This window comes from Clostridium acetobutylicum ATCC 824 (genome assembly GCF_000008765.1).
In the GTDB taxonomy this organism is placed as follows: domain Bacteria; phylum Bacillota; class Clostridia; order Clostridiales; family Clostridiaceae; genus Clostridium_S; species Clostridium_S acetobutylicum.
In genome coordinates this window covers 3,019,541-3,041,970 of the sequence record NC_003030.1, presented here as the reverse complement: position 1 = coordinate 3,041,970, position 22,430 = coordinate 3,019,541, and the positions used below count along the sequence as shown (strand labels likewise).

General features: G+C 30.2%; 18 protein-coding genes. 16 read left to right on the top strand and 2 right to left on the bottom strand.

Translation table 11 applies throughout. From position 1 onward, the window contains the following. Positions 1-628 precede the first annotated feature (628 nt). From CA_RS14955 to CA_RS14925, 7 genes are all read left to right on the top strand, one after another. The gene (locus tag CA_RS14955) at positions 629-1,630 is read left to right on the top strand and encodes a CotS family spore coat protein (RefSeq protein WP_010966189.1); all 1,002 of its coding nucleotides are present in this window, start codon (positions 629-631) and stop codon (positions 1,628-1,630) included. A 66-nt stretch (positions 1,631-1,696) separates the two neighbouring features. Next, positions 1,697-2,599 (top strand): sporulation peptidase YabG, encoded by a 903-nt coding sequence (gene yabG / locus CA_RS14950; protein WP_010966188.1) that lies wholly within the window; start codon positions 1,697-1,699, stop codon positions 2,597-2,599. 510 nt (positions 2,600-3,109) lie between these two features. Further along, entirely contained in the window at positions 3,110-3,346 is a 237-nt protein-coding gene (locus CA_RS14945; protein ID WP_010966187.1) for a Veg family protein, read from the top strand. 543 nt (positions 3,347-3,889) lie between these two features. Beyond that, on the top strand, positions 3,890-5,452 hold the full coding sequence (locus tag CA_RS14940) for a DUF3794 and LysM peptidoglycan-binding domain-containing protein (RefSeq protein ID WP_010966186.1): 1,563 nt from the start codon (positions 3,890-3,892) through the stop codon (positions 5,450-5,452). 114 nt (positions 5,453-5,566) lie between these two features. Next, positions 5,567-6,409, top strand: coding sequence for a 4-(cytidine 5'-diphospho)-2-C-methyl-D-erythritol kinase (gene ispE, locus CA_RS14935; protein ID WP_010966185.1), 843 nt, complete (start codon positions 5,567-5,569; stop codon positions 6,407-6,409). 3 nt (positions 6,410-6,412) lie between these two features. Next, complete coding sequence (locus CA_RS14930; RefSeq protein ID WP_010966184.1) at positions 6,413-7,219, top strand: membrane protein; 807 nt, start codon at positions 6,413-6,415, stop codon at positions 7,217-7,219. Further along, entirely contained in the window at positions 7,170-8,213 is a 1,044-nt protein-coding gene (locus tag CA_RS14925) for an SPL family radical SAM protein (RefSeq protein WP_010966183.1), read from the top strand. The genes CA_RS14930 and CA_RS14925 overlap by 50 nt, the downstream gene beginning before the upstream one ends. On the opposite strand, the gene CA_RS14920 is transcribed toward CA_RS14925, so the two are convergent. Then, positions 8,210-8,626, bottom strand: a complete 417-nt coding sequence (locus tag CA_RS14920; RefSeq protein WP_010966182.1) for a LysM peptidoglycan-binding domain-containing protein — start codon at positions 8,624-8,626, stop codon at positions 8,210-8,212. The genes CA_RS14925 and CA_RS14920 overlap by 4 nt on opposite strands. Positions 8,627-8,869: 243 nt before the next feature. Here CA_RS14920 and spoIIR point away from each other — a divergent pair, with 243 nt between their 5' ends. Then, on the top strand, positions 8,870-9,535 hold the full coding sequence (gene spoIIR, locus CA_RS14915; protein WP_010966181.1) for a stage II sporulation protein R: 666 nt from the start codon (positions 8,870-8,872) through the stop codon (positions 9,533-9,535). Positions 9,536-9,566: 31 nt separating this feature from the next. On the opposite strand, the gene CA_RS14910 is transcribed toward spoIIR, so the two are convergent. After that, the gene (locus CA_RS14910) at positions 9,567-10,721 is read right to left on the bottom strand and encodes an MGDG synthase family glycosyltransferase (protein WP_010966180.1); all 1,155 of its coding nucleotides are present in this window, start codon (positions 10,719-10,721) and stop codon (positions 9,567-9,569) included. A 220-nt stretch (positions 10,722-10,941) separates the two neighbouring features. Here CA_RS14910 and ypeB point away from each other — a divergent pair, with 220 nt between their 5' ends. The 8 genes from ypeB to rho all read left to right on the top strand — a co-directional run bounded on the left by ypeB (position 10,942) and on the right by rho (position 22,316). Then, the gene (gene ypeB / locus CA_RS14905) at positions 10,942-12,309 is read left to right on the top strand and encodes a germination protein YpeB (protein WP_010966179.1); all 1,368 of its coding nucleotides are present in this window, start codon (positions 10,942-10,944) and stop codon (positions 12,307-12,309) included. Between the two features lie 242 nt (positions 12,310-12,551). Next, positions 12,552-13,583 carry a D-alanine--D-alanine ligase family protein gene (locus CA_RS14900; protein ID WP_010966178.1) on the top strand — a complete coding sequence of 344 codons (1,032 nt, stop codon included), beginning with the start codon at positions 12,552-12,554 and terminating at the stop codon, positions 13,581-13,583. A gap of 16 nt (positions 13,584-13,599) precedes the next feature. After that, positions 13,600-14,013, top strand: a complete 414-nt coding sequence (locus tag CA_RS14895; protein WP_010966177.1) for a DUF1934 domain-containing protein — start codon at positions 13,600-13,602, stop codon at positions 14,011-14,013. A 91-nt stretch (positions 14,014-14,104) separates the two neighbouring features. Beyond that, entirely contained in the window at positions 14,105-14,392 is a 288-nt protein-coding gene (locus CA_RS14890; protein ID WP_010966176.1) for a hypothetical protein, read from the top strand. A 214-nt stretch (positions 14,393-14,606) separates the two neighbouring features. Further along, positions 14,607-16,214 carry a CTP synthase gene (locus CA_RS14885; protein WP_010966175.1) on the top strand — a complete coding sequence of 536 codons (1,608 nt, stop codon included), beginning with the start codon at positions 14,607-14,609 and terminating at the stop codon, positions 16,212-16,214. Between the two features lie 394 nt (positions 16,215-16,608). Further along, a complete protein-coding gene (locus tag CA_RS14880; protein WP_010966174.1) occupies positions 16,609-20,082 on the top strand; it encodes a TIM-barrel domain-containing protein in 3,474 nt (1,157 codons plus the stop codon). A 197-nt stretch (positions 20,083-20,279) separates the two neighbouring features. Further along, positions 20,280-20,621 carry a hypothetical protein gene (locus tag CA_RS14875; protein WP_013913601.1) on the top strand — a complete coding sequence of 114 codons (342 nt, stop codon included), beginning with the start codon at positions 20,280-20,282 and terminating at the stop codon, positions 20,619-20,621. 243 nt (positions 20,622-20,864) lie between these two features. Beyond that, entirely contained in the window at positions 20,865-22,316 is a 1,452-nt protein-coding gene (gene rho, locus CA_RS14870; RefSeq protein ID WP_010966173.1) for a transcription termination factor Rho, read from the top strand. The last annotated feature ends 114 nt before the right edge of the window (positions 22,317-22,430 follow it).

Sequence of the window (22,430 nt, the reverse complement as noted above, 5' to 3'; positions counted from 1 at the left end):
TACAGTGAAAACTTAAAGCGAAACTAAGCCTAAGTATGTACCAAAATTCTAATCATCAAAGAATTATGGTGCATACATAGGGTTATAGTAGAGCAGTTTTCACTAAGGAGAAACTAAAGTGAAGCCTAAATTGAGTACATACCAAAATTTCAATCACCAAGAAATTATGGTACATACATAGGGTTATAGTAGAGCAGTTTTCACTAAGGAGAAACTAAAGTGAAGCCTAAATTGAGTACATACCAAAATTTCAATCACCAAGAAATTATGGTACATACATAGGGTTATAGTAGAGCAGTTTTCAGTACAGTGAAAACCAAAAGCGAAACTAAGCCTAAGTATGTACCAAAATTCTAATCATCAAAGAATTATGGTACATACATAGGGTTATAGTAGAGCAGTTTTCACTAAGGAGAAACTAAAGCGAAGCCTAAATTGAGTACATACCAAAATTCTAATCATCAAGAAATTATGGTACATGCTTATGTTAAAAAATTGGTATCCAATTAAAGAAAATTTAATAATTATTATGGTAGGCATAAACATAGACATCAGTATAAAAGATATTTTTCTCTTCTAAAATGGTTTTATAGTACATATAAATTTAATGTATTGGAGGTGATGTGAAATGATGAGAGAATTTGAAATTGAGAGACAGTTCAATATAAAAATTGAATATATCAAGCCTAATAAAGGTGTATATTTTGTTAAAACGAATAAGGGTAACAAATGTCTCAAGAAAATAAATTACGGTATACAAAAATTATTGTTTGTTTATGCTGCAAAGGAACATCTTATAAATAATGGTTTTAAATATGTAGATAAATATTGTCTTAACACAGAAGGCAATCCATATGCACTTGTAAATGAAGATATTTATACGTTATCAGAATGGATAGAAGGAAGAGAATGCAGCTTTTATGACACAGAGGATTTAGTTAAAGCATCAAAGACTCTTGCAAAAATGCATGAATGTTCAAAAGGGTATGAGCCACCGGAAAATAGTAAGCTTAAAAGCGATTTAGGAAGGTGGCCTCACTTAATAGAAAAAAGGGTTAAAGCATTGGATAAAATGCGTGATATGGCAAGAAAGAAAGGCAATAAAAAAGATTTTGATATGAATTACATTAAAAATGTGGATTTCTTTAAAGAACAAGGCATAAAATCTATGAATGTACTTAAAAACTCAAAGTATGAGAGCTTATGTGCAGTTGCTGAGGAAGAGAAAGGTTTTTGTCATCATGATTATACTTATCATAATATAATAATAAATAATGAAGATAATGTATACGTAATTGATTTTGACTATTGCAAAAGAGAATTAAGAGCATATGATATTTCCAATTTTATGATAAAGGTACTAAAAAGATCTAATTGGAGTATGAAAACAGCCGAATTAATTTTAGATTCCTATAGTAGTATTTCAAAATTGGATGACGATGAGTATGGTGTTATTTATGCATTTTTAATATTTCCTCAAAGATTTTGGAGGTTAGCTAACAGGTATTATTATAATGAAGTAAATTGGGGACAAAATACTTTTAATAATAAAATGGAGGAACTTATTGAGGAAAGAGAAAGATACATTAAGTTCATCGAAGATTTTAGAGAGGCATATAATCTCCAATAGTAAATGTAACAGTGGAGGTCTCACTTTCATAGTATATTATGTGAAAATACTGTGGGGTGAGATTTTTTGGTTATCGGAGATTTTGTTGTGAGAAAATCCTATGGAGAGGATATAACATTTAAGATTATAGACATAATAAATGATAAGGGAGTAAATTATTGTGTCCTAAAAGGAGTTAATCTTAGAATAATAGCTGATTCCCCTGAAGATGATTTAAGGCTTGTTCAGGCAAGTAATGAAGGAAAGGTCGATAGTGTATTCAATGAAACAATAAATAAGTCCATAAGAGATATAATAACAGAAAGATCAAATTCAATTAAAATAGGTAAAAATATTTTACAAAAAACATATAAGAAAAAAAAAATGAGAACGTCAAATAGCAGTGAAGGAATTAATAATATGACATTTGCAAGACCTGGGAAAGTACTGCATATAGATGGAGATTCTGAGTATTTAGAGGTATGTCTAAAAGTATATAAACAGCTATCCATAGATGCGGTAGGTAAGGTTATATTAGAAAAGGAGCAGCCGGAAAAAGTAGTAGATATAGTTAAGGTAGTTAAACCTGATATAGTAGTAGTAACAGGACATGATGGTATGGTTAAAAATACTCGTAATTATATGGATATAAATAATTACAGGAATTCATCATATTTTATCAAATCGGTTTCAAATTTAAGAGATTATGAACCAAGTTATGATGATCTTGTTATTTTTGCAGGTGCATGTCAATCCTGCTATGAGGGAATTTTAGATGCAGGTGCAAATTATGCTAGTTCTCCTGGGAGAGTTTTAATTCACTGTTTGGATCCTGTTTTTGTATGTGAAAAGGTAGCTTATACAAATGTTGGAGATATAGTGAATATAAAAGAGGTAGTTAAAGGTACGGTAACTGGAGTAAAAGGTATAGGGGGACTTCAAACAAGAGGTAAGTGCAGAGAAGGGTATCCTAAATCATCATATATATAATGACTTAGGAGTCCTATGTTATTATATAAAGGGAGAAGTTTAAAAAAAATTTTATCATTTTTACAATGCTCCCTTTAAATTACATATGAAATTTTTTAATAAAATAAAAAAAATGCCTTATATTAATAGGGCATTGCTAATTCTTTTGCTTATTTTTACCTGAAAATTGATATTTACATTTTTTAAAAAAATTTTCAAAAGAAATAATTATAGTTTTACGGCTAATAGTTAAATTACTATAAATACATATAAGAAAAAGCGTTAATAAATTTTTTCAAAAAGGTAACATTTTATTAAAAATAAAATCTAAGTAATTTGAAAGTAATATAATGTAAAAGGGCTTAATGGACAAGAAAATAAAAGCTAGACGCTATAAAATTACTTAGGATATATATGTTTATAAAAAATTAACCTTGACAATCCCTATAGATTACTGGTAAAATAGTAGTTTTCCTTGACAAAATAGTAAATTTGCTATATAATAGTTACTATTGAAAGAGGGTGTTATTTGTGATAAGGCAAAACGGTTTGGCCTCAATTAAAGCTAGCATAGAAAATCATGTTGGCGAGAAAGTTACACTTAAATCAAATGGTGGAAGAAAAAAGATTGTTGTTAATAATGGAGTTATAGAAAAGACTTATCCAAGTATTTTTGTAGTTAGATTGGAGAGCGACACCCAAAGGACTGTGACATATAGCTATTCAGATGTGTTAACTAAATCAGTGCAAATTGTTTTTGGTGCATGATTAAAAAAAAGCGATACTATTTAATGGTATCGCTTTTATTTTTTATTGTATTTTAAAAGATCATTATTGTTAATTGATATTGGAATTGCAATAAGTTAATTTATGGACTTATTTTTGTTAAAAATATAATGATAGTAATTATATTGTGTTTTTCTTTTTTTTAGAATATAAAAAAAGAAAGATGGCTTTGAATCCATCTTTCAACTATGGTATAAAAGGGTATTGAGAATTTATGAGAGGTTATATGGTCAATAACCAATTTCTATGTTACTATAGATATTTAAAAATGTCAAGTTTATTTTTTGTAATTATATAGATAAAAGCTAAGCAATTTTGCGAAAGTGGTCATAATATGTCGAATAAATATGCCTTGAATTTGCTTATAAAATAGGTATCCTTACTCCTATAATAATAAATTTTTAATAAATAAATATAAAAAACATATTTAAAACTATCATATTTTTAATCGTGTTTATATAGATTATAATATGCAGATAAATTGTGTGTTTATATTCAAAAAATATATTTATAGGAGGGTGAACTATGGCAGCTGAATTGGTGATGGAGAGTATAGAATACGAAAAAACAGTTGGACAAAATATTGTTGATACTGTTGTTAAAGAGGAATATGTTATACCGGATACTAGACCGGATGTAAAACAGATACTTATGGTGGATGCAAAGCCCAAAATTATAAATACAGAAATAATGCAAGATAAAGTATATGTGGAAGGGCAAGTGGAATTTAATGTAATATATTTAGGAACGGGAGATTCAAAAAATGATGTATATGGGGTAAACTATACCTCTAAGTTCTCTAATTATATAGATATAGTTAATTGTGAGCGTGATATGATTTGCAATGTAAAACCATATGTAGAACATATGAACTGCAATATTGTAAATGAAAGGAAAATATGCGTTCAGGGCATAATAGAAATAAAGGGAAAAGTCAATAAAGTGTCAAAAATTGAAATGGTAAAAGATGTAGTTGGTATTGGGGAAGTTCAATTTTTAAGAAATAAAACTAAAATAGATAATATAATTGGTAAAACTACTATTGATTTAATTGCAAAATCTAATATACAAATACCATCTGATAAAGAACAGATAGATGAGATATTAAGATGTGATGTGAGTGTTCATAAAAAAAATGTTAAAGTATCAGATGGAAAAATAGAAGCAAATGCAAATGCTTTGGTTGAAATATTGTATAAGGCAAAGGATTCAGGACAAATAAATTATATCTCAGATGATGTTGAGATAAGTGGAGAGGAAAGCATAGATGGTTCAGACCCTACTATGGACAATGATTCAATTTTTAGAGTTGATGCTTATGAGTTTAATGTGAAACAAGATGACCTAGGAGAAAATAGAATAATATCTACAGAGGCAATTGTTAAATGTGATGCTAAAGTAATTAATAGAATGGAGATAAACTCAATAGATGATGTATATTCTCCAGAAACAGTTTTAGATGTTAAGAAAAAAGATTATAGAATAAATATGATTAAAGAACATGCTTTTTCAGAAACTATAGTAAAGGAAAATATAGAGGTTCCTTCAGAGTATCCAAATCCATCAGGAATAGTTGCAGCATATGGGAAAGTTATTGTTACTGATAAGAAGGTATTTGAAAACAAAGTTTCTATAGAGGGGATACTGAATGTATCGGTGCTTTACAGAACATCGGATAAAGATAATAATGTATATGCTCTAAATGAGGATATTCCTTTCGCTAATTCAGCGGAGATAGAAGGATGCAAAATAGATATGGTTTGTGATGTAAGAGCTAATATTGAGAATATTGAAAGTACGCTTGAGGCTAATACTATAGCTATAAAATCACTAATATCATTTGATCAAAAGGTTAGTTATGAAAATGATAGAAGTTTTATAGTAAATGTAGAACCCTCAGAGGACGGAATTCCTGAGAAAAAAGCAAGTATTACTATATATTGTATTCAAGATGGAGATTCTCTTTGGAAAATCGCAAAGAATTATGCTACAACTGTTGAGAGTATAGTTAAAGCTAACAACATCGAGGATGAAAATCTTGTAGCACCAGGTCAAAAGTTGATAATACCCGGAAGGGCTGTTATATAATTTTATACTAAAACAAAGTGTCTCAAGGTTACTAAGAAAATTGATAACTTTGAGACATTTTTTATATATTTTTTGTTCTATGATATAATATAATCTATAATTGGAGGGATGAAAATGAATGTTAAAGCCTACGCTAAGGTTAATATTTCACTTGATGTTATAGGAAAAAGAGAAGATGGATATCATTTATTAAAGATGATAATGCAGAGCATTAATTTGTATGATGTTTTAGATATAAGAATCATAGATGAGGGAATAAAAATCACATCAAATAGGCGTAATATACCCACTAATGATAAAAATATAGCTTATAGGGCAGCTAAGCTTTTCATGGATACATATAAAATTGATAAGGGAATAAGTATACATATAAATAAAAGAATACCTGTAGCAGCTGGGCTTGCAGGGGGAAGTGCTGATGGTGCAGCCGTACTTAAAGCTATGAGAGATATTTTTAAAAAGGACGTTTCAGATGAAGAACTTATAAATTTAGGAGTTAAAATAGGCGCTGATATCCCTTTTTGCATAGTTGGAGGTACAGCTTTTTGTGAAGGAATAGGAGAGAAGATAACAAAGCTCAGAAGCATGAATGGTAAGATAATTGTACTTGTTAAGCCTGACTTTGGAGTTTCAACAAAGATGGTATATACAGAGTATGACAAATGTTTAGATGTTAAGCATCCTGATAGTGAAGGGCTAGTAAAGGCTGTAAATAATGGCCATTTTAAATTTGTTGTAAATAATATGGTAAATGTTTTGGAGAATGTTACAGCAGTAAAATATAAGGAGATAAATGAAATAAAGGAGAAAGCTCTAGAATATAACTCTATAGGTACAATGATGAGTGGAAGTGGACCAACGGTTTTTTCTTTTTTTGATAACACTAAAGAAGCTGAAAAATATTTTTATGAAATGAAAAAGGAATATAATAAAGTATTTATAACAAGGACGGTATAGGTTATGATTTACTTTTTGTGTAGTTTTTATGGTGAGGCTGAAGGTATAATTTCTTATTATAAATTAAGAAAGGAGGCTGTTCATTCAAGTTTTCAGATTTTTTCTTCTGAGGAGATTAAGCTTATAATCAGTGGAACAGGTAAGATAAATGCTGCATGTGCTGTAGGATATATAGGAAGTTTAAAATCAAAGTTAAGTAAGGATCTTTTTGTAAATGTAGGTATATGCGGAAGTAGAAGTAGAACTGTAGGAGAGTGCGTTTTTATAAATAAGATTAAAGATGTTGATACGAATAAGGAATTTTATCCAGATATTTTATTAAAACATGATTTTGAAGAGGGCAACCTTCAAACCTTTTCCATACCTGTTACAACCGGTCAGGTTGATGACGTATGTGATATGGAGGGAAGTGCTTTTTTTCAAAGTGCATCAAAGTTTTTTCAGAAGCATGAGATAGCTCTAATAAAAATAGTTTCTGACAATGCTAATAATGTAAATGTAAGTGGAGAATTAGTGAGGAACTTAATAAAAAAAAGCATGGAAAAAATAAATTCTTATATTGAAAATTATAAGAGGATATTTCATGAAAAAAATTTTTTGAGTGATGTATGTACTGGAAACATTGAGAAGATTGTTAGTAGACTTAGGTTAACTGAAAGTCAAAGTATACAGCTTAAAAAGGCTGCAGTTGCCTATAAGATTAGAAATGGGAAGGAATTTGATTTTGAAGGATTTTTAAGTTTGGAAGTGAAGATTAAAAATGATGGGAGAAAATATTTTTCAAACCTCATTGGGAGCATGTGGAAGTAAAAACAAAAAAGCTATTTTGCAAAATAAATTTTCGCATATATATGTGGAGAATGAAATAAAAAATTTAAAAAAAACAAAGCAAATTATTGAAAAATTCCCCGACAGTAAAATTATTTATATAGATAATTACAAGGATGTTTTTAATAGAACAAAACAAAATTTTAATGTTCAAAAGTATTCTCAAAAGCTTATACTTGCAAAAGCAAAAAGTAATTTTATATATAATGGCTCTGATATGTGTGAAAACTTTGGACAAGAGAACTTTTACTATTCATCAAGTATTTTAAATTGTATATATGACTGTGAGTATTGTTATTTAAAAGGATTATACCCATCTAGTAATGTAGTAATATTTATAAATATAGAGGATTTTATAGAACGAGCGGCAAAAGAAAGCAAGGATAAAAGAATATATATTTGTATTTCATATGATTCTGATATTTTAGCATTTGAAAAACTTACTGGATTTGCCGAAAAGTGGATACAAGCAGCTAGGGGAAATAAGGATATGCTTATTGAAATAAGAACTAAGAGTGCTAACTTTAAAAGCGTAAGTCATCTTGATATACCGGATAATGTTATATTTGCATGGTCTCTTTTACCTGACGAAGTTATTAAGAAATATGAATTTAAAGTACCAAGTTTAAATAGCAGGCTTAAAAGTATAAATGAAGCTGCAGCAAAAGGAGTTCGTATAAGACTTTCTATTGAACCAATAATGAAAATAAATAATTTTGATGAAATCTACAAAAGGTTTATAGATAAAATATTTAGTTTTGTGAATCAACAAAAAATAAGGGATATAAATATTGATACTTTTAGAGTAAAAAAAGAACATTTAAAAAGAATTAGAAAATTAAATCCGTATGGAAATATTTTCGGATATAAATTTTCTAATATTAATGATTATTATACATATGAAGATTCTCAAAAAATGAAAGAATATGTTTATAACCTTATTATAAAATATGTACCAAAGTATAAAATATTTTAAAGCCTTGAAGGCACTAGAATTTTTTGTCCAACATATATGAAGTCTTTTATGTTGTTTATGTTTCTGATTAGTGAAGCTGTTTTCCAAGGATTACACTCGGGCATGCATGTTTGAGATATTGCTATAAGTGAATCACCCTCTCGCACTATGTATGTTATTAATTCACATCTTTTTAATAGCAGGTATTCGTAAAATTTCCACAGCAGAATTAAAAATATTGATATGCTTACTGTTACCATACTTAAGAATACATAGGTTAGGAAATGTTCTCGCCGGCTTCTTAAAAAGTCACATATAATACCGCTTTCTAATAAAAGTGTTGAAAAAAGCGCCACGTTGATAGTACGTATTTCTTCTGGTGTTTTTTTTGTGTATATTTTTTTTATTAAAGGTAAACTGTTGTATTTAATCATGAAATCACCTTCAAAAGAAAATGTTTTTTTATTTGAAGCATTAGGTGAATGTAGAAAGTTAATGCAGGTAAGATAAAACTCATAAATTTCATTTATTATTATGGCCATAAAAAGGAATTATAACGTGGTAATATAAGGAAAAGGCATACACAAGAATAGGATAAATTGTTTTCTATATTTATAACTGCTACTGAATAAGTAGGCGAAAAATGGAAATAATCTTAAATGAATGGAGGAAGATTTATGAAAAAGAAAATTTTTATTGTAATTATACTTGCGATTTTTTATATAACTTTTATGAGTATGAACTATGTTTTAGCATATAGTGATTCTGGATTAAATAAGGATAATATTCAAATTAGTATAGCTAAGAAGGTTATTAGGTTTCATGTTCTTGCAAACAGCGATTCAGATGCGGACCAGAACCTTAAACTGAAGGTTAGAGATGCAGTTATAAACTATATGAGGCCCAAGCTTCAAAATTGCAAAGACATAAATCAGTCAAGGAAGGTGTTACTTAATAGTGACTCAAGTATAAAAAGGATAGCAGATTCCGTTATAAAAAAGAATGGATATCAGTATAAAGTAAATACTGAGCTAGCAAAGGTTGATTTCCCGGTAAAAAGTTATGGTAACATAGTATTGCCGGAGGGAAAGTATGAGGCTTATAGGATTCTTATTGGACAAGCAAGAGGGCATAATTGGTGGTGTGTTATGTTTCCGCCGCTGTGTTTTACTGACATAACAAGAGGAGCGGTAGAAGAGCAAAAAACTGACACTGAAATGAAAAAAGTGCTAACCCCTGAAGAGTATAAAGTTGTATGTAATTCTAAAGATGATGGAAAGATTAAAGTTAAATTTAAAATAGTAGAAGAAGTAAAAAAGGTTATTAATAAGTTGGAAAAGTGATTATTTTAAATAAAAGTAAAAACAATGCAGATTAATTTCTATAGTCTGCATTGTTTACGTCTATTTTTTGATTTTTGTTTATTAAGTTTATTAGAAGATTACATATATCTTTTCCGCTAGAAGGCTTTGAAAATTTATTGCAATTATCCTTCATTGCTTGAAGTAATTCTGGATTAGATATTAAACTTTCTATAATACCTAGACAATTTTCACTGTCACGTATGCTGATTGCAAGATTATGTTTTAAAAGAAAATCCTCATTTTTTTCTTCTTGACCTGGTATAGGTGAGAAGACTGCTAAAGGAACCCTACAAATTAAAGCTTCTGTTATAGTTAATCCACCTGGCTTAGTAAGAAGTAAATCAGATGCTTGCATATATCTGTTAACATCCCTTGTATAGCCTAATATTCTTGTCTCAACATATGAATCTTCGGCTAATTCGAGAAGTTTTGAATATAGCTTTTTGTTATTACCTGTTATTATTATTATTTGAATATTTGCTCTTGATTTAGATAAAGCTTCATAGATATCTTCTATTTTACCTATTCCAAGACTTCCACCCATTATTAGTATTGTTTTCTTATTTAAGGATAAATTTAGTTCGTTTAATGTTTCTATTTTATCGAAGTTCCTTATAAAATCTGGATCAACTGGTATACCTAGATCATAAATATTTTCACGATTCACGCCACGCCTAACCATCTCATCTACCATGTCTGAATTTGAAACCACATATGAATTTACTTGTGGTCTTATCCAAAAACTGTGAGGTGCGTAATCAGTAAGGATACAAAGCATAGGAGTTTTTAAGGATTCCTTGGATTTTAATATAGAAACCATCTCTGTTGGAAATGGATGTGTACATATAATTACATCAGGATTAAAATCTTCTATTATAGGAATAAGTTTGTATGCCATAAATTCATTTATTTTATTACTTAATGAAGCAAGATTATCATCCTTTTCAGTAAAATTATAAAGTTTGCCGAATAGTGCTGGAGATACTTTTAAGGTCTTCAAGTAACCACCTATAAGAACTTTATCTAAAAATGGATTTAAATATTTAATGGTATCCAGCATTTTAACTTGTGAACCTTCTAGATACTTAGCTATGTACTTTTTTAATGCAAAAGCAGCATGAATATGTCCACCGCCGGCCGAAACCGAAAGAATTAAAAATTTCATTGTTATTCACCTTTCAATATTAGTCTTGAAATAAAATGTGCTATAAGTGATCTACATTTTAAAATATTAATGCACTTTTAATTATATATAATATGACATAAATTATAAATACCTTTCAAAATTATTTATTGAAAAATTAATGGTTAATAGGTATATTATTCACACGAAAAATAAAAACTATATGCAAAAGCTTATTAATAAACAGAGGAGTGTATTAATGATGAAAAGCAGTGCTAAAAGAATTGCATATACATTAGCGGTGTCACTTATAGTAGTTTTTTCTACTAGTTATGCTATACTTATGACCTTAGAAAGAACAGATTACAGGAATTATCTTCAGGGAGAATACGATAAAAGTATGTATCAACTTATAGATTCAGTAGAAAATATAGGGGCGGATCTTTCTAAAGTTCCAATACTTGGATCTAGAGAACAGAATACCTTGGTGCTAGGAGATATATATAGATATTCGACTATAGCAAATGATAAGCTCCACTCCATGCCTATTGCGCAGGAACAGCTTCAAGGTACTAGCAAATTTATATCGCAACTAGGAGATTTTTGCTATGTTCTTGAAAATAAATCAGCTAAAGGAGAGGAATTAAGTGCTTCGGATATATCCCAGGTTGAAAGGTTAAGAAATCAAGCAGATAGTCTTGAGAATCAGTTAAAGGATGTACAAAATAATATAAATTTAGGAAGAGTAGGCTGGGGGGAAATAAGACGAAAAATGAGTGGAGTACTTGCTTCCGCTAACGGAGCTAATATATCAGATAGTTTTAAAAATATTCAAAAACAATCTGCCCAGTATCCAGCACTTATATATGATGGTCCGTTCTCAGATAACAATCTTCAAATTACACCTAAGGTTAATTCAATGGGAGTGGTAAGTCAAAAGGAAGCTGAAAGTGTAGTTAGAAAAGCAATTGGTGAAAATAGAATAAAAAGCATAGAAACAACTGATAGTGGTAAAGCTGGCATACCTATGTATGCATTTAACGTTTCTATAAAGGGTAGAGATAAGAATGCAAGTAGAGTAAGGTGCGAGGTTACAAAACATGGTGGAAAGTTAATTACCCTACTTGATAATAAAACTGTTAGTAAAAGCAATATAGACATGAAAAAAGCTACGGATATAGGTATAAATTATCTTAATAGTTTAGGATTCAAGAATATGAAGTCTACCTACTTTTTAAATTATGAAAATGTAGGTGTTATAAGTTATATATATAACCAAAATAATGTATCTGTTTATCCTGATATGATAAAACTTAAAGTGTCATTAGATGATGGAAGCATAGTTGGAGTTGATGCTAAAAAGTATCTTACTTCTCATGTAGATACTAGAAATTTTGGTTCTCCTAAAGTAAGCCAGCAAACAGCACAAACTAAAGTTGGAAGAAGGCTTAATATTACAAGTGTAAATCTTGCAGTAGTTCCAACAGAAACCAATACAGAAGTTTTGACATATGAGTTTGTTGGAAGCTATAAAGGTCAAGATTTCGTTGAATATATAGATGCCAATACAGGATATGAAACTAGAATACTTCAAATAAGAAATACTCCAAATGGAAAATTAACTATGTAATGTTGATGCTTCTAAGTATTAAGTATATAATTACGCAAAAAGCTAAAACATTCTGGCATATAAAAGATTCTGAGGTCGAAGCTTTTATGCAGGAATATTTTATAATCCATAATGTAAGTATTATGAGTATTATATATAGAACCACAAGGTAGTTTTATAAACTATCTTGTGGTAGTTTTTTATTGTAAATTAGTATATTATAATAATTATAGGTTTTATGAAATGTTTAAAGGAGCGATATTATGAAAAAGAAAGTGGCTATATTATTTGGAGGACAATCAACAGAACATGAGGTATCAAGAGTATCAGCAGCTTCGGTTCTAAGAAATATAGATACATCGAAATATGATCTATTCCCTATAGGAATAACTAAAAAGGGTGAATGGTTTGAATATACAGGAAGTGCAGATAAAATAGAGAACGGAGAATGGGAAAAAGATGAATTTTACAAAAGCCCAAATGGCCAAGCAATATTATTTAATAAGGAGGTAGATGTTGTATTTCCAGTTATGCACGGTTTATATGGCGAAGACGGAACTATACAAGGTCTATGTAAACTCGTAGGTGTACCATGTGTTGGACCTAGCGTACTATCATCTTCAGTCTGTATGGACAAAGTATATACAAAATACGTACTTGAACACTTTAATATAAAACAAGCAGATTATGTAGTTGTACATGCACATGAATATAAAACTAGTAAAGAAGAGATAATAAAAGAAATAGAGAATAAATTAGGATATGCAGTATTTATAAAACCTTCTAATAGTGGATCTTCTGTTGGAATAACAAAAGCACATAATAGGAAAGAACTTGAAGCAGGACTTGAAGAAGCTATGAAATATGATAGAAAGATTCTTGTTGAAGAAGCTCTTAATGCTAGAGAAATTGAAGTTGCTGTTCTTGGTAACGAAGAACCTAAAGCAGCTATTCCTGGTGAAATAGTTCCTGCAAAAGAATTTTATGATTATGAAGCAAAGTATGAAAATGCAGCATCAAAGCTTTTGATACCTGCAAACTTAAGCAACGAAAATCTTGAAAAAATAAAGAATATTGCTATAGAGGTTTATAAAGCACTTGATTGTTCTGGAATGTCTAGAGTAGATTTTCTTGTTGATAAGGATACAACAGAGATGTATCTTAACGAAGTTAATACAATTCCAGGATTTACAAGTATCAGTATGTATCCTAAATTATGGGCAGCAGCAGGAAAAGATTACAGTAAGCTTATTGATGAGTTAATAGAGCTTGCAGCAAGTAGAAATAACGCTTAAAATAGGAGAAATATTAATGGATAGAAGGGCAATTATAAGTATTTCAAGTCAGCAGGCGGAGGATGAAAAACCAATAGAAGTTGTTACGCCGGGGGACTTTTATAAAAGAAATAACTGTTATTATGCAACTTATAAGGAAACCGAGATATCAGGTATGGAGGGAACTACTACTACACTAAAGATTAAAGAAGATAAATGTTCTATTATTAGACACGGTTCTACTTCGACTAAAATGGAATTTGAAAAGGATAAAAAGAACTACTCTATATACAGTACACCATATGGTACGATGGAGCTTGAGATATGGACTAAAGAAATAGCTATAGATGTAAGTGATGAGGGTGGAGATGTGAAAATTATATATGATTTAAACGTAGTAAATCAATTAAAACAAACTACTAATATAGATATAACCATAAAGGCACTTTAGTGTGGTGCCTTTTTTCTATGTAATATGTTTAATTATGGATTTTAATGTGAATAATTAAAATATATGTTTATATAGAAAGGGGTTAAATTTTATGTTTAAGGCTGATTACGAGAAGATAATAGAAACTATATGTGAATATAAGGGAATTACATCAAAACAATTATGTGAAATTTTAAGGGATAAGGATTGCAAGTATACGTTTTTTCTTTTGATGAAGAAATACGGAGTTGAATTTGAAAATGTAACTAATGACTTGAATACTATTAGTAAAAAACAAATGGTATACAATTATAAGAAGGCTAAAGAAAAGTTTCTTATTAATAAAAAATTCAGGGAAATGTACCTTAGAATCGATGATGAGGTCAAAAACATAATATAATCATTAAATAAAATTAAAAATAAAAGTAGAAAAAAAAACACATATATGATAAAATAGAATACATGTGTTAAAAATAAAAAAATACTACATACAAGACTATATACATAAGTGAGTGTATTTTTTATTATATACTTATTTATGTATATTGTCAATAATAAATTGAATTATTTTTATTTTTTGGAGTATATAATAAATTTTTATAGGAGGTAATTTGATGAAAACTAAATACATATTCGTAACAGGTGGAGTTGTTTCGTCATTAGGGAAAGGAATAACAGCAGCTTCTCTAGGACGACTTCTTAAAAATAGAGGGCTTAAGGTATCAATACAAAAATTTGATCCTTACATAAATGTAGACCCAGGAACAATGAGTCCGTATCAGCATGGTGAAGTATTCGTAACAGATGATGGTGCTGAGACAGATTTGGATTTAGGCCATTATGAGAGATTTATAGATGAAAATTTAAGTAAAAATAGTAATGTTACTACAGGAAAAGTTTATTGGTCAGTTATAAATAAAGAAAGAAGAGGAGATTATCTTGGAGGTACAGTTCAAGTAATACCTCATATAACAAATGAGCTTAAAGAGAGAGTATATAGAGTTGCAAAAGAAAAAGATGTAGATGTTGTAATAACAGAAATAGGAGGAACAGTTGGTGATATAGAATCACTTCCATTCCTTGAAGCTATTAGACAGATAAAATATGAAGTTGGATTTGGAAATTCATGTTTTATACATGTAACACTTTTACCTTATCTTAGAAAAGCAGGAGAAATAAAAACAAAACCAACTCAACACTCAGTTAAAGAGTTAAGAGGAATAGGTATTCAACCAGATATTATAGTTTGCAGAACGGAAAAAGAAATATCAAAAGATGTTAGAAGCAAGATAGGGTTATTCTGTAATATAGATGGAGATTCTGTTATTTCAAATCTAGATGCAGAAAATTTATACGAAGTTCCATTAATGCTTCATGACCAAGGATTGGATTCTTTAGTTTGTAAAAAATTAGAACTTGAATGCCAAGAAGTGGACAATTCTGAGTGGGAAAGCATGGTTAAGAATATTAAAAGTCTTTCAGGAGAAGTTACAATAGGACTTGTAGGAAAATATGTTGAATTACATGATGCGTATATATCAGTAGTAGAATCGCTAAATCATGGAGGTTTTGCAAACAATGTTTCTGTAAATGTTAAATGGATTAACTCCGAAGAGGTAACAAAGGATAACGTTGATAGTGTATTAAGCGATGTTGATGGTATACTTGTTCCTGGAGGTTTTGGAGATAGAGGTATTGAGGGTAAAATTGAAGCGATAAGATGGGCTAGAGAAAATAAAATACCTTTCTTTGGAATATGTCTTGGAATGCAATGTGCCGTAATTGAATATGCAAGAAATGTTTTAGGACTTGAAGGAGCACATAGTTCAGAGATAGATCCACAAACAAAATACCCTGTTATAGATCTTATGCCAGATCAAAAGGATATAGATGACAAGGGTGGAACTATGAGACTTGGATTGTATGCATGTAAATTATCAAAAGATACAAACGCTTATGATGCATATGAAGAAGAAGTTATATATGAGAGACACAGACATAGATATGAATTCAACAATGAGTTTAGAAAAAGATTAACTGAAGAAGGATTAATTCTTGCGGGCACAAGTCCAGATGATAGGTTAGTGGAAATAGTTGAAATTAAAGATCATCCTTGGTTTGTTGGAGTACAATTTCATCCAGAATTTAAATCAAGACCAAATAGACCACATGCTCTTTTCAGGGATTTTATAAAAGTTGCGTGTACAGTAAAAGAAAAATAAAATATTAAAAAAAGCATATTTTCATTTTGAAAATATGCTTTTTTTACTAATAACTAGATTACATTGCGTTAGTAACCTACTTTGATTACTAAGATTAATATAGAATTAAATATATATTTGAACAATATACATAAATGAAATAAAATGTTAAAAAAGGTATTTACAATTTTAGGTAAACAGTATATAATTAAGTTGAAATTAAACCTTTGTATAAAATAAAGCATATAAGGTACATAATGCTTGAATAGGTCTCTAGTTTATGTTATAGGAGGTGAAAACGTTTAATAAAAACTAATATAATGGAGACAAAATTTACTATAAGGGAAAACGATTGCATAAATAAATCACTTGAATTATAAAAAATTATAAAAATAATGAAGGGTGGTAAAATATAATGTATAATAGTTCAAAAACACGTATATGGAAAAGGACTTTATATTGTCTTGTTGCTGCTGCGGTAGTAGTAAGTGCTATGCCTCAAGCCTTAAATATAAACGTAAAAGCAGATACTAATAAGGTAGTTAATAAAAATTCAAAATCATCTTCACAAAAAAAATTTCATGCAAAATTAAATGGAAATACATTAAAAATAAAAAAAGGTAAAGATGAAACAATAATTAGGATATGTGAACCTCAAGTTTTTAAAGTTGATTATAAACCAAATGGAAAATCAAGTAAGGATACGTTAGTAGTAGACCCTAATAAAAAGTGGAGTACAGGCAATATAGTATCCAGTGATATTAAATCAGACCCTATGGTTATAACAACTAAGAAAATGGTTTTAAAAATAAACAAAGAGGATTTGAGTATTTTAGTATATGATCTTCAGGGAAAATTACTCTTAAAACAGGATTCTACAGCTAGTAAGACTGCAAGTTTTACTCATAATTCGGGGGATAGATTTTATGGAATAAACGGATATAATTTTCAGGAAGATTCAAGTAAGGGAATGCTTAGAAATGGTACAGAATCTGTTTATGCTGGATATCAAGGACACTGCGGTTCGCCATTTGTATGGAGCAATGATGGTTATGGATTACTTGTGGATTCAGATGGAGGAAGCTTTACAATTGGGGATACATCACTTAAATATGATGGAATTTCAAAAACAGATACAGACTACTATGTAATGGTTGGGAATCCTAAAGAAATCTTATCAGAAGAATCAGATGTATCTGGTAAAGCACCAATGTTTCCTAAATGGGCAAACGGTTTCACAAATACTCAATGGGGCTGGGATAATTCGCTATCTGGAACTGGAAATGATGAGGCAAAACTCAAAAGTGTAATCAATACTTATCGTTCTAAGCAACTACCTATTGATAACTTTTGTCTTGATTTTGACTGGAAAAAATGGGGACAAGATAATTACGGTGAATTTAAATGGAATACAGATAATTTTCCTGATTCGCAAAATGGTCAGTTAAAGGCTTATATGGATTCTAAAGGACTTAAGATGACAGGTATAATGAAACCAAGAATCCTTGCAGATTCAAAGCAGGGAAGATATGTAACATCAAAGGGTTGGTGGCTTCCAGGTGATAGTGAGGCTTCAGACTACTGTTCAGGTAAAATGATGGAAAATGTAAACTTTGCATTGCCACAAGTTAGAAAATGGTGGTGGAATAACATTCAAGGCGCTTTTGATAAAGGTATTGTAGGTTTTTGGAATGATGAATGTGATGAAAATGTTAACTTTGGAAACTTTGGCAATATGAATATGGAAAGAGCTATATATGATGGTCAAAGAAGGCACAAAAATCAAAGAGTGTGGTCACTTAATAGAAACTACTATGCTGGAGCACAGAGATATTCTTATGGAATGTGGTCTGGTGATATATCTACTGGTTTTGATAGTATGGCAAATCAACGTGAAAGAATGCTTTCAGCAGTTAATCTAGGAGAAGCTAAATGGGGAATGGATACAGGTGGTTTCAATGGAGGGGATCCAACACCTGAAAACTATGCAAGATGGATGGAATTCAGTGCATTTACACCTATATTTAGAGTTCATGGTCAAGATAATAAGGTACGCTATCCATGGGCATTTGGTTCAACTGCAGAGGCCACTGCAAAGAAAGCTATGCAGTTAAGATACACTTTAATACCATATATATATTCATATGATAGAAGTGCATCACAATCTGGATTAGGACTTGTAAGATCACTTATGATGGAATATCCTAATGATTCTAATGCAGCAAATGATAAGGAAGCTTGGATGTTTGGAGATTACATGCTTGTATCACCTGTTGTTCAAGAAGGTCAAACTTCAAAGAGTATATATTTGCCAGAAGGAAATTGGATAGACTATACAACAGGAAGAGAATATACAGGTGGACAAACTATAAACTATGCTGTGGATTCAACCAATTGGAGTGATATACCTTTATTTATAAAGAGCGGAGCAATTATTCCTACACAAGACTTTGAAAACTATGTAGGTGAAAAGAAAATAACTGATGTTTATGTAGACGCTTTTCCTGGCAATGAGGCATCAAGCTTTGATTATTACGATGATGATGGAACTAGTTATAATTATGAAAATGGTTCTTATTTTGATCAAAAGATGACACTTGAAAGAGCTAAGGACTTAAAGTCTGTACAATTTAATATCAGTCCCAAAACGGGATATTATAAATCAGATTTGAAAAATTATATAGTTAAAATGCATGTAAAATCAAGCGGAGATGTTACTGTGGGAGGACGTAGAATAACTAGATATGCAAGCTATGATGAACTAAAAAATGCTCAAGGAGAAGGATATGTAGTAGGTACGGACACCTATGGAAGTGTTGTGTATATAAAAGTTTCTGCTGGACACGATAAGAATATAAATGTACCATGTAACCAAGTGCAGTTAACAGCTTATGCAGATGTAAAGGGTGGAACATATACATCACCTCAAAAGGTTTCACTTAAAGCCTCAGATCCAAATGCAGCGATATACTATACTCTTGACGGAACAGCACCAACAGTAAATAGTACAAAATACACAGGCCCTATTACAATAGACTCAAGTAAGACACTTAAATTTATAGTAAGAGATGCTAATGGAAATGAGTCGGATGTATTTACAGAGCAATATACTACGTATATAAAGGTTCATTATAAAAATCCAACTAACTGGAGTGAACCTAGTGTGTATTATGATAATACTGCAGGTGGAGTAAAGGGACCTGACTGGCCAGGAGTTAAAATGAACAATGATGGTAATGGTTGGTACTCATATATCATTAAAGATACAACAGCAGCAAAAGCTACATTTAATGATGAAACAAATAAAAGTTCAGTAATCGATGTTACTGGTGAAGAATGGTATGAAAATGGGACATTATATCAATATAACCCTGATATAACTGTTTCACCAAGTTTAAAAGGTGGAAGCTATGCTGGAAGTCAGACATTAACTCTTACATCAAGTGATGCGAAAGCAACTATTTATTATACTATTGATGGAACAGTGCCAACAGTAAATAGTACAAAATATACAGGTCCTATTACAATAGATTCAAGTAAGACTATTGAATTCATGGCTGTAGATGGGAGTGGTGATAAATCACAGGTATATACTGAGAAATATAATACTTATATGAAGGTTCACTTTAAAAATATAAGTACTTGGGCAGCACCTAATATATATTTCTATGATGCTACAGGTGGAGTTACAGGACCAGAGTGGCCAGGAGCAAAAATGAAAGATGATGGTAATGGATGGTATTCATATACAATTGATAACTGTACCAGTGCAAAGGTGCTTTTTAATGATGGGGTAAATCAAATTCCAGGGCATAATGAACCAGGATTTGATGTATCAGGAGAAGAATGGTACAAGGATGGAAATTGGTATAAATCTAATCCTAACTAGTCTAGTATATATAAAATTTTGCTGATTCATTCAGCAAAATTTTTTTTAGTTAGAGGATTTCTTGTGGTTTTATAGAATTATTTATTATAAGCAGTTCGTTTAATTTAGTAGTTGAACTGTTATTAACTAGTAAATATTAAAGTATTTGATAAGTGGAGAATGTTCTTTGCTTCAAAATAAAGTATGGAGGTGAAAATATGACATTTAACACTTCTATAGCTATTGCAATTAAGAATAAATATGGTGGATATAATATAAATGAACTTACTATTTTTCAAATAAAGAAATTGAATGCTTTATATGAGGATTTTGAATTTTATGTGGAAAATAAAAGAATAAATATTAAAATTAAATGCCCTATATGTGATGAATTTCACAAATTTAGTTGTAACCTCTGGGACGTTTTTAAGAAGGAAATGTTCATTTATGGCTGTGAAACTTTAGGCTTACCGGTTATGTTTATGGGAGAACCAGATAAGGTAGGGTATAGAGTAAAAAAGTATTCTGAAATTAATAAGAAATCATATATGATGATATAATATTTTATGGTACTTGATTTTTATTTGTTTTAAGTATAAACTTTATAGATAACATATACCGTTTTTGATATTTCAATTAAATATTATTCCATCCTGGAATAATATTGTCTTCTCTTTTCGATTCTATGTATTGATAAATTCCCGATATTAAATGTAATTTGCTTTGTTTGTAAATTATGTATTGAAAATAAAATAAAGTTGCAAATAATTTTTACAGTATAAATTATTGGAGGTGCTTACTTTTTGATTAATAATGACTTAAATGACTTGGAAAGTATGACTGTTAATGATCTTAAGGAACTTGCAAAGGAGCTTGGACTTAGGAATGTATCTAAGTATAGGAAAAAAGATTTAATTGATGAGATAAATAAAAAATCTCCAAACAGCATAGAAAAAAACGGAATTATGCTTAAGGAAAATATAAAACCTAAAAATGATCTATCGGAGAAAAGTAATACGTCAGAGAGCAGTAATGGTAATGTCAGTAGACCTGCTGAAAAAACATATACCAATAATAATAGATATGTGCAGAAAGAAAAGGAAAACAAAAATGAAAGATTTAAAGAAATGGTAGATGAATCAGATTCAGCAAAGGGAGTTCTTGAATTAGTTGAAAATAATAATTTCGGATTTTTAAGAGGAAAAAATTACTTAACTAGCCCGGAAGATATATATGTTTCACCTTCGCAGATAAGAAGATTTAATCTAAAGACAGGTGATGAGGTCCAAGGAAAGGTTAGAATACCTAAAGAGGGAGAGAAGTTTAAGGCTCTTTTATATGTTGAGAAGGTTAATGGCGAAAATCCTGAAAAATCTGTTAGAAGAGAGCCTTTTGAAAAATTAACTCCTATATATCCTAATCAAAGGCTAAGTTTAGAGAAAAATAGTGATGAACTTGCAACAAGACTTATGGACTTAATAAGCCCTATTGGAAAAGGTCAGAGAGGACTTATAGTAGCACCACCTAAGGCTGGAAAAACAACACTTCTTAAAAGTGTGGCTCAAAGTTTAGCTAAAAACCATCCTGAAACTAAACTCATAGTTGTTTTGATTGATGAAAGGCCTGAGGAAGTTACTGATATGCAAAGAAGTATAAAGGGAGAAGTAATATATTCTACCTTTGATGAGGAACCAGAGCATCATACGAAGGTTGCATACATGGTACTTGAAAGAGCTAAAAGAATGGTAGAGCAAGGTCAAGATGTTGTTATACTTTTAGACAGTTTAACCAGGCTTGCACGAGCATACAACCTTACAATAACTCCAACTGGTAGAACCCTCTCGGGAGGACTTGATCCAGGAGCATTAATTATGCCTAAAAAATTCTTTGGAGCTGCTAGAAATATAGAAGAAGGCGGAAGTCTTACGATACTTGCAACAGCTTTAATTGATACCGGCAGTAGAATGGATGATATGATATTTGAAGAATTTAAAGGTACTGGAAATATGGAAGTTCATCTTGATAGGAGACTTCAGGAAAGAAGAATTTTCCCAGCAATAGATATATATAAATCAGGAACAAGAAAAGAAAGTGAACTTTTAAGTCATGATGAGCTTGAAGCTGCATTCAAGATAAGAAGAGTGCTCTATAGCAATAATAGTACTCAAGATGTTACGGAGAAGCTTATTAATATGCTTAATGAGACTGAGAACAATAATGAAATTGTAAATGTAATCAATAAGGGAAAATGGTGAAAAAATAAATACTGCAATGTAAGGTTTGAGTTAAGGTTATCTAAAAAATAATAATTTATGTTAGAGTATATACCTACATGCAGCATAAAAGTGAAGTTTTGAAAGTATAAGTCA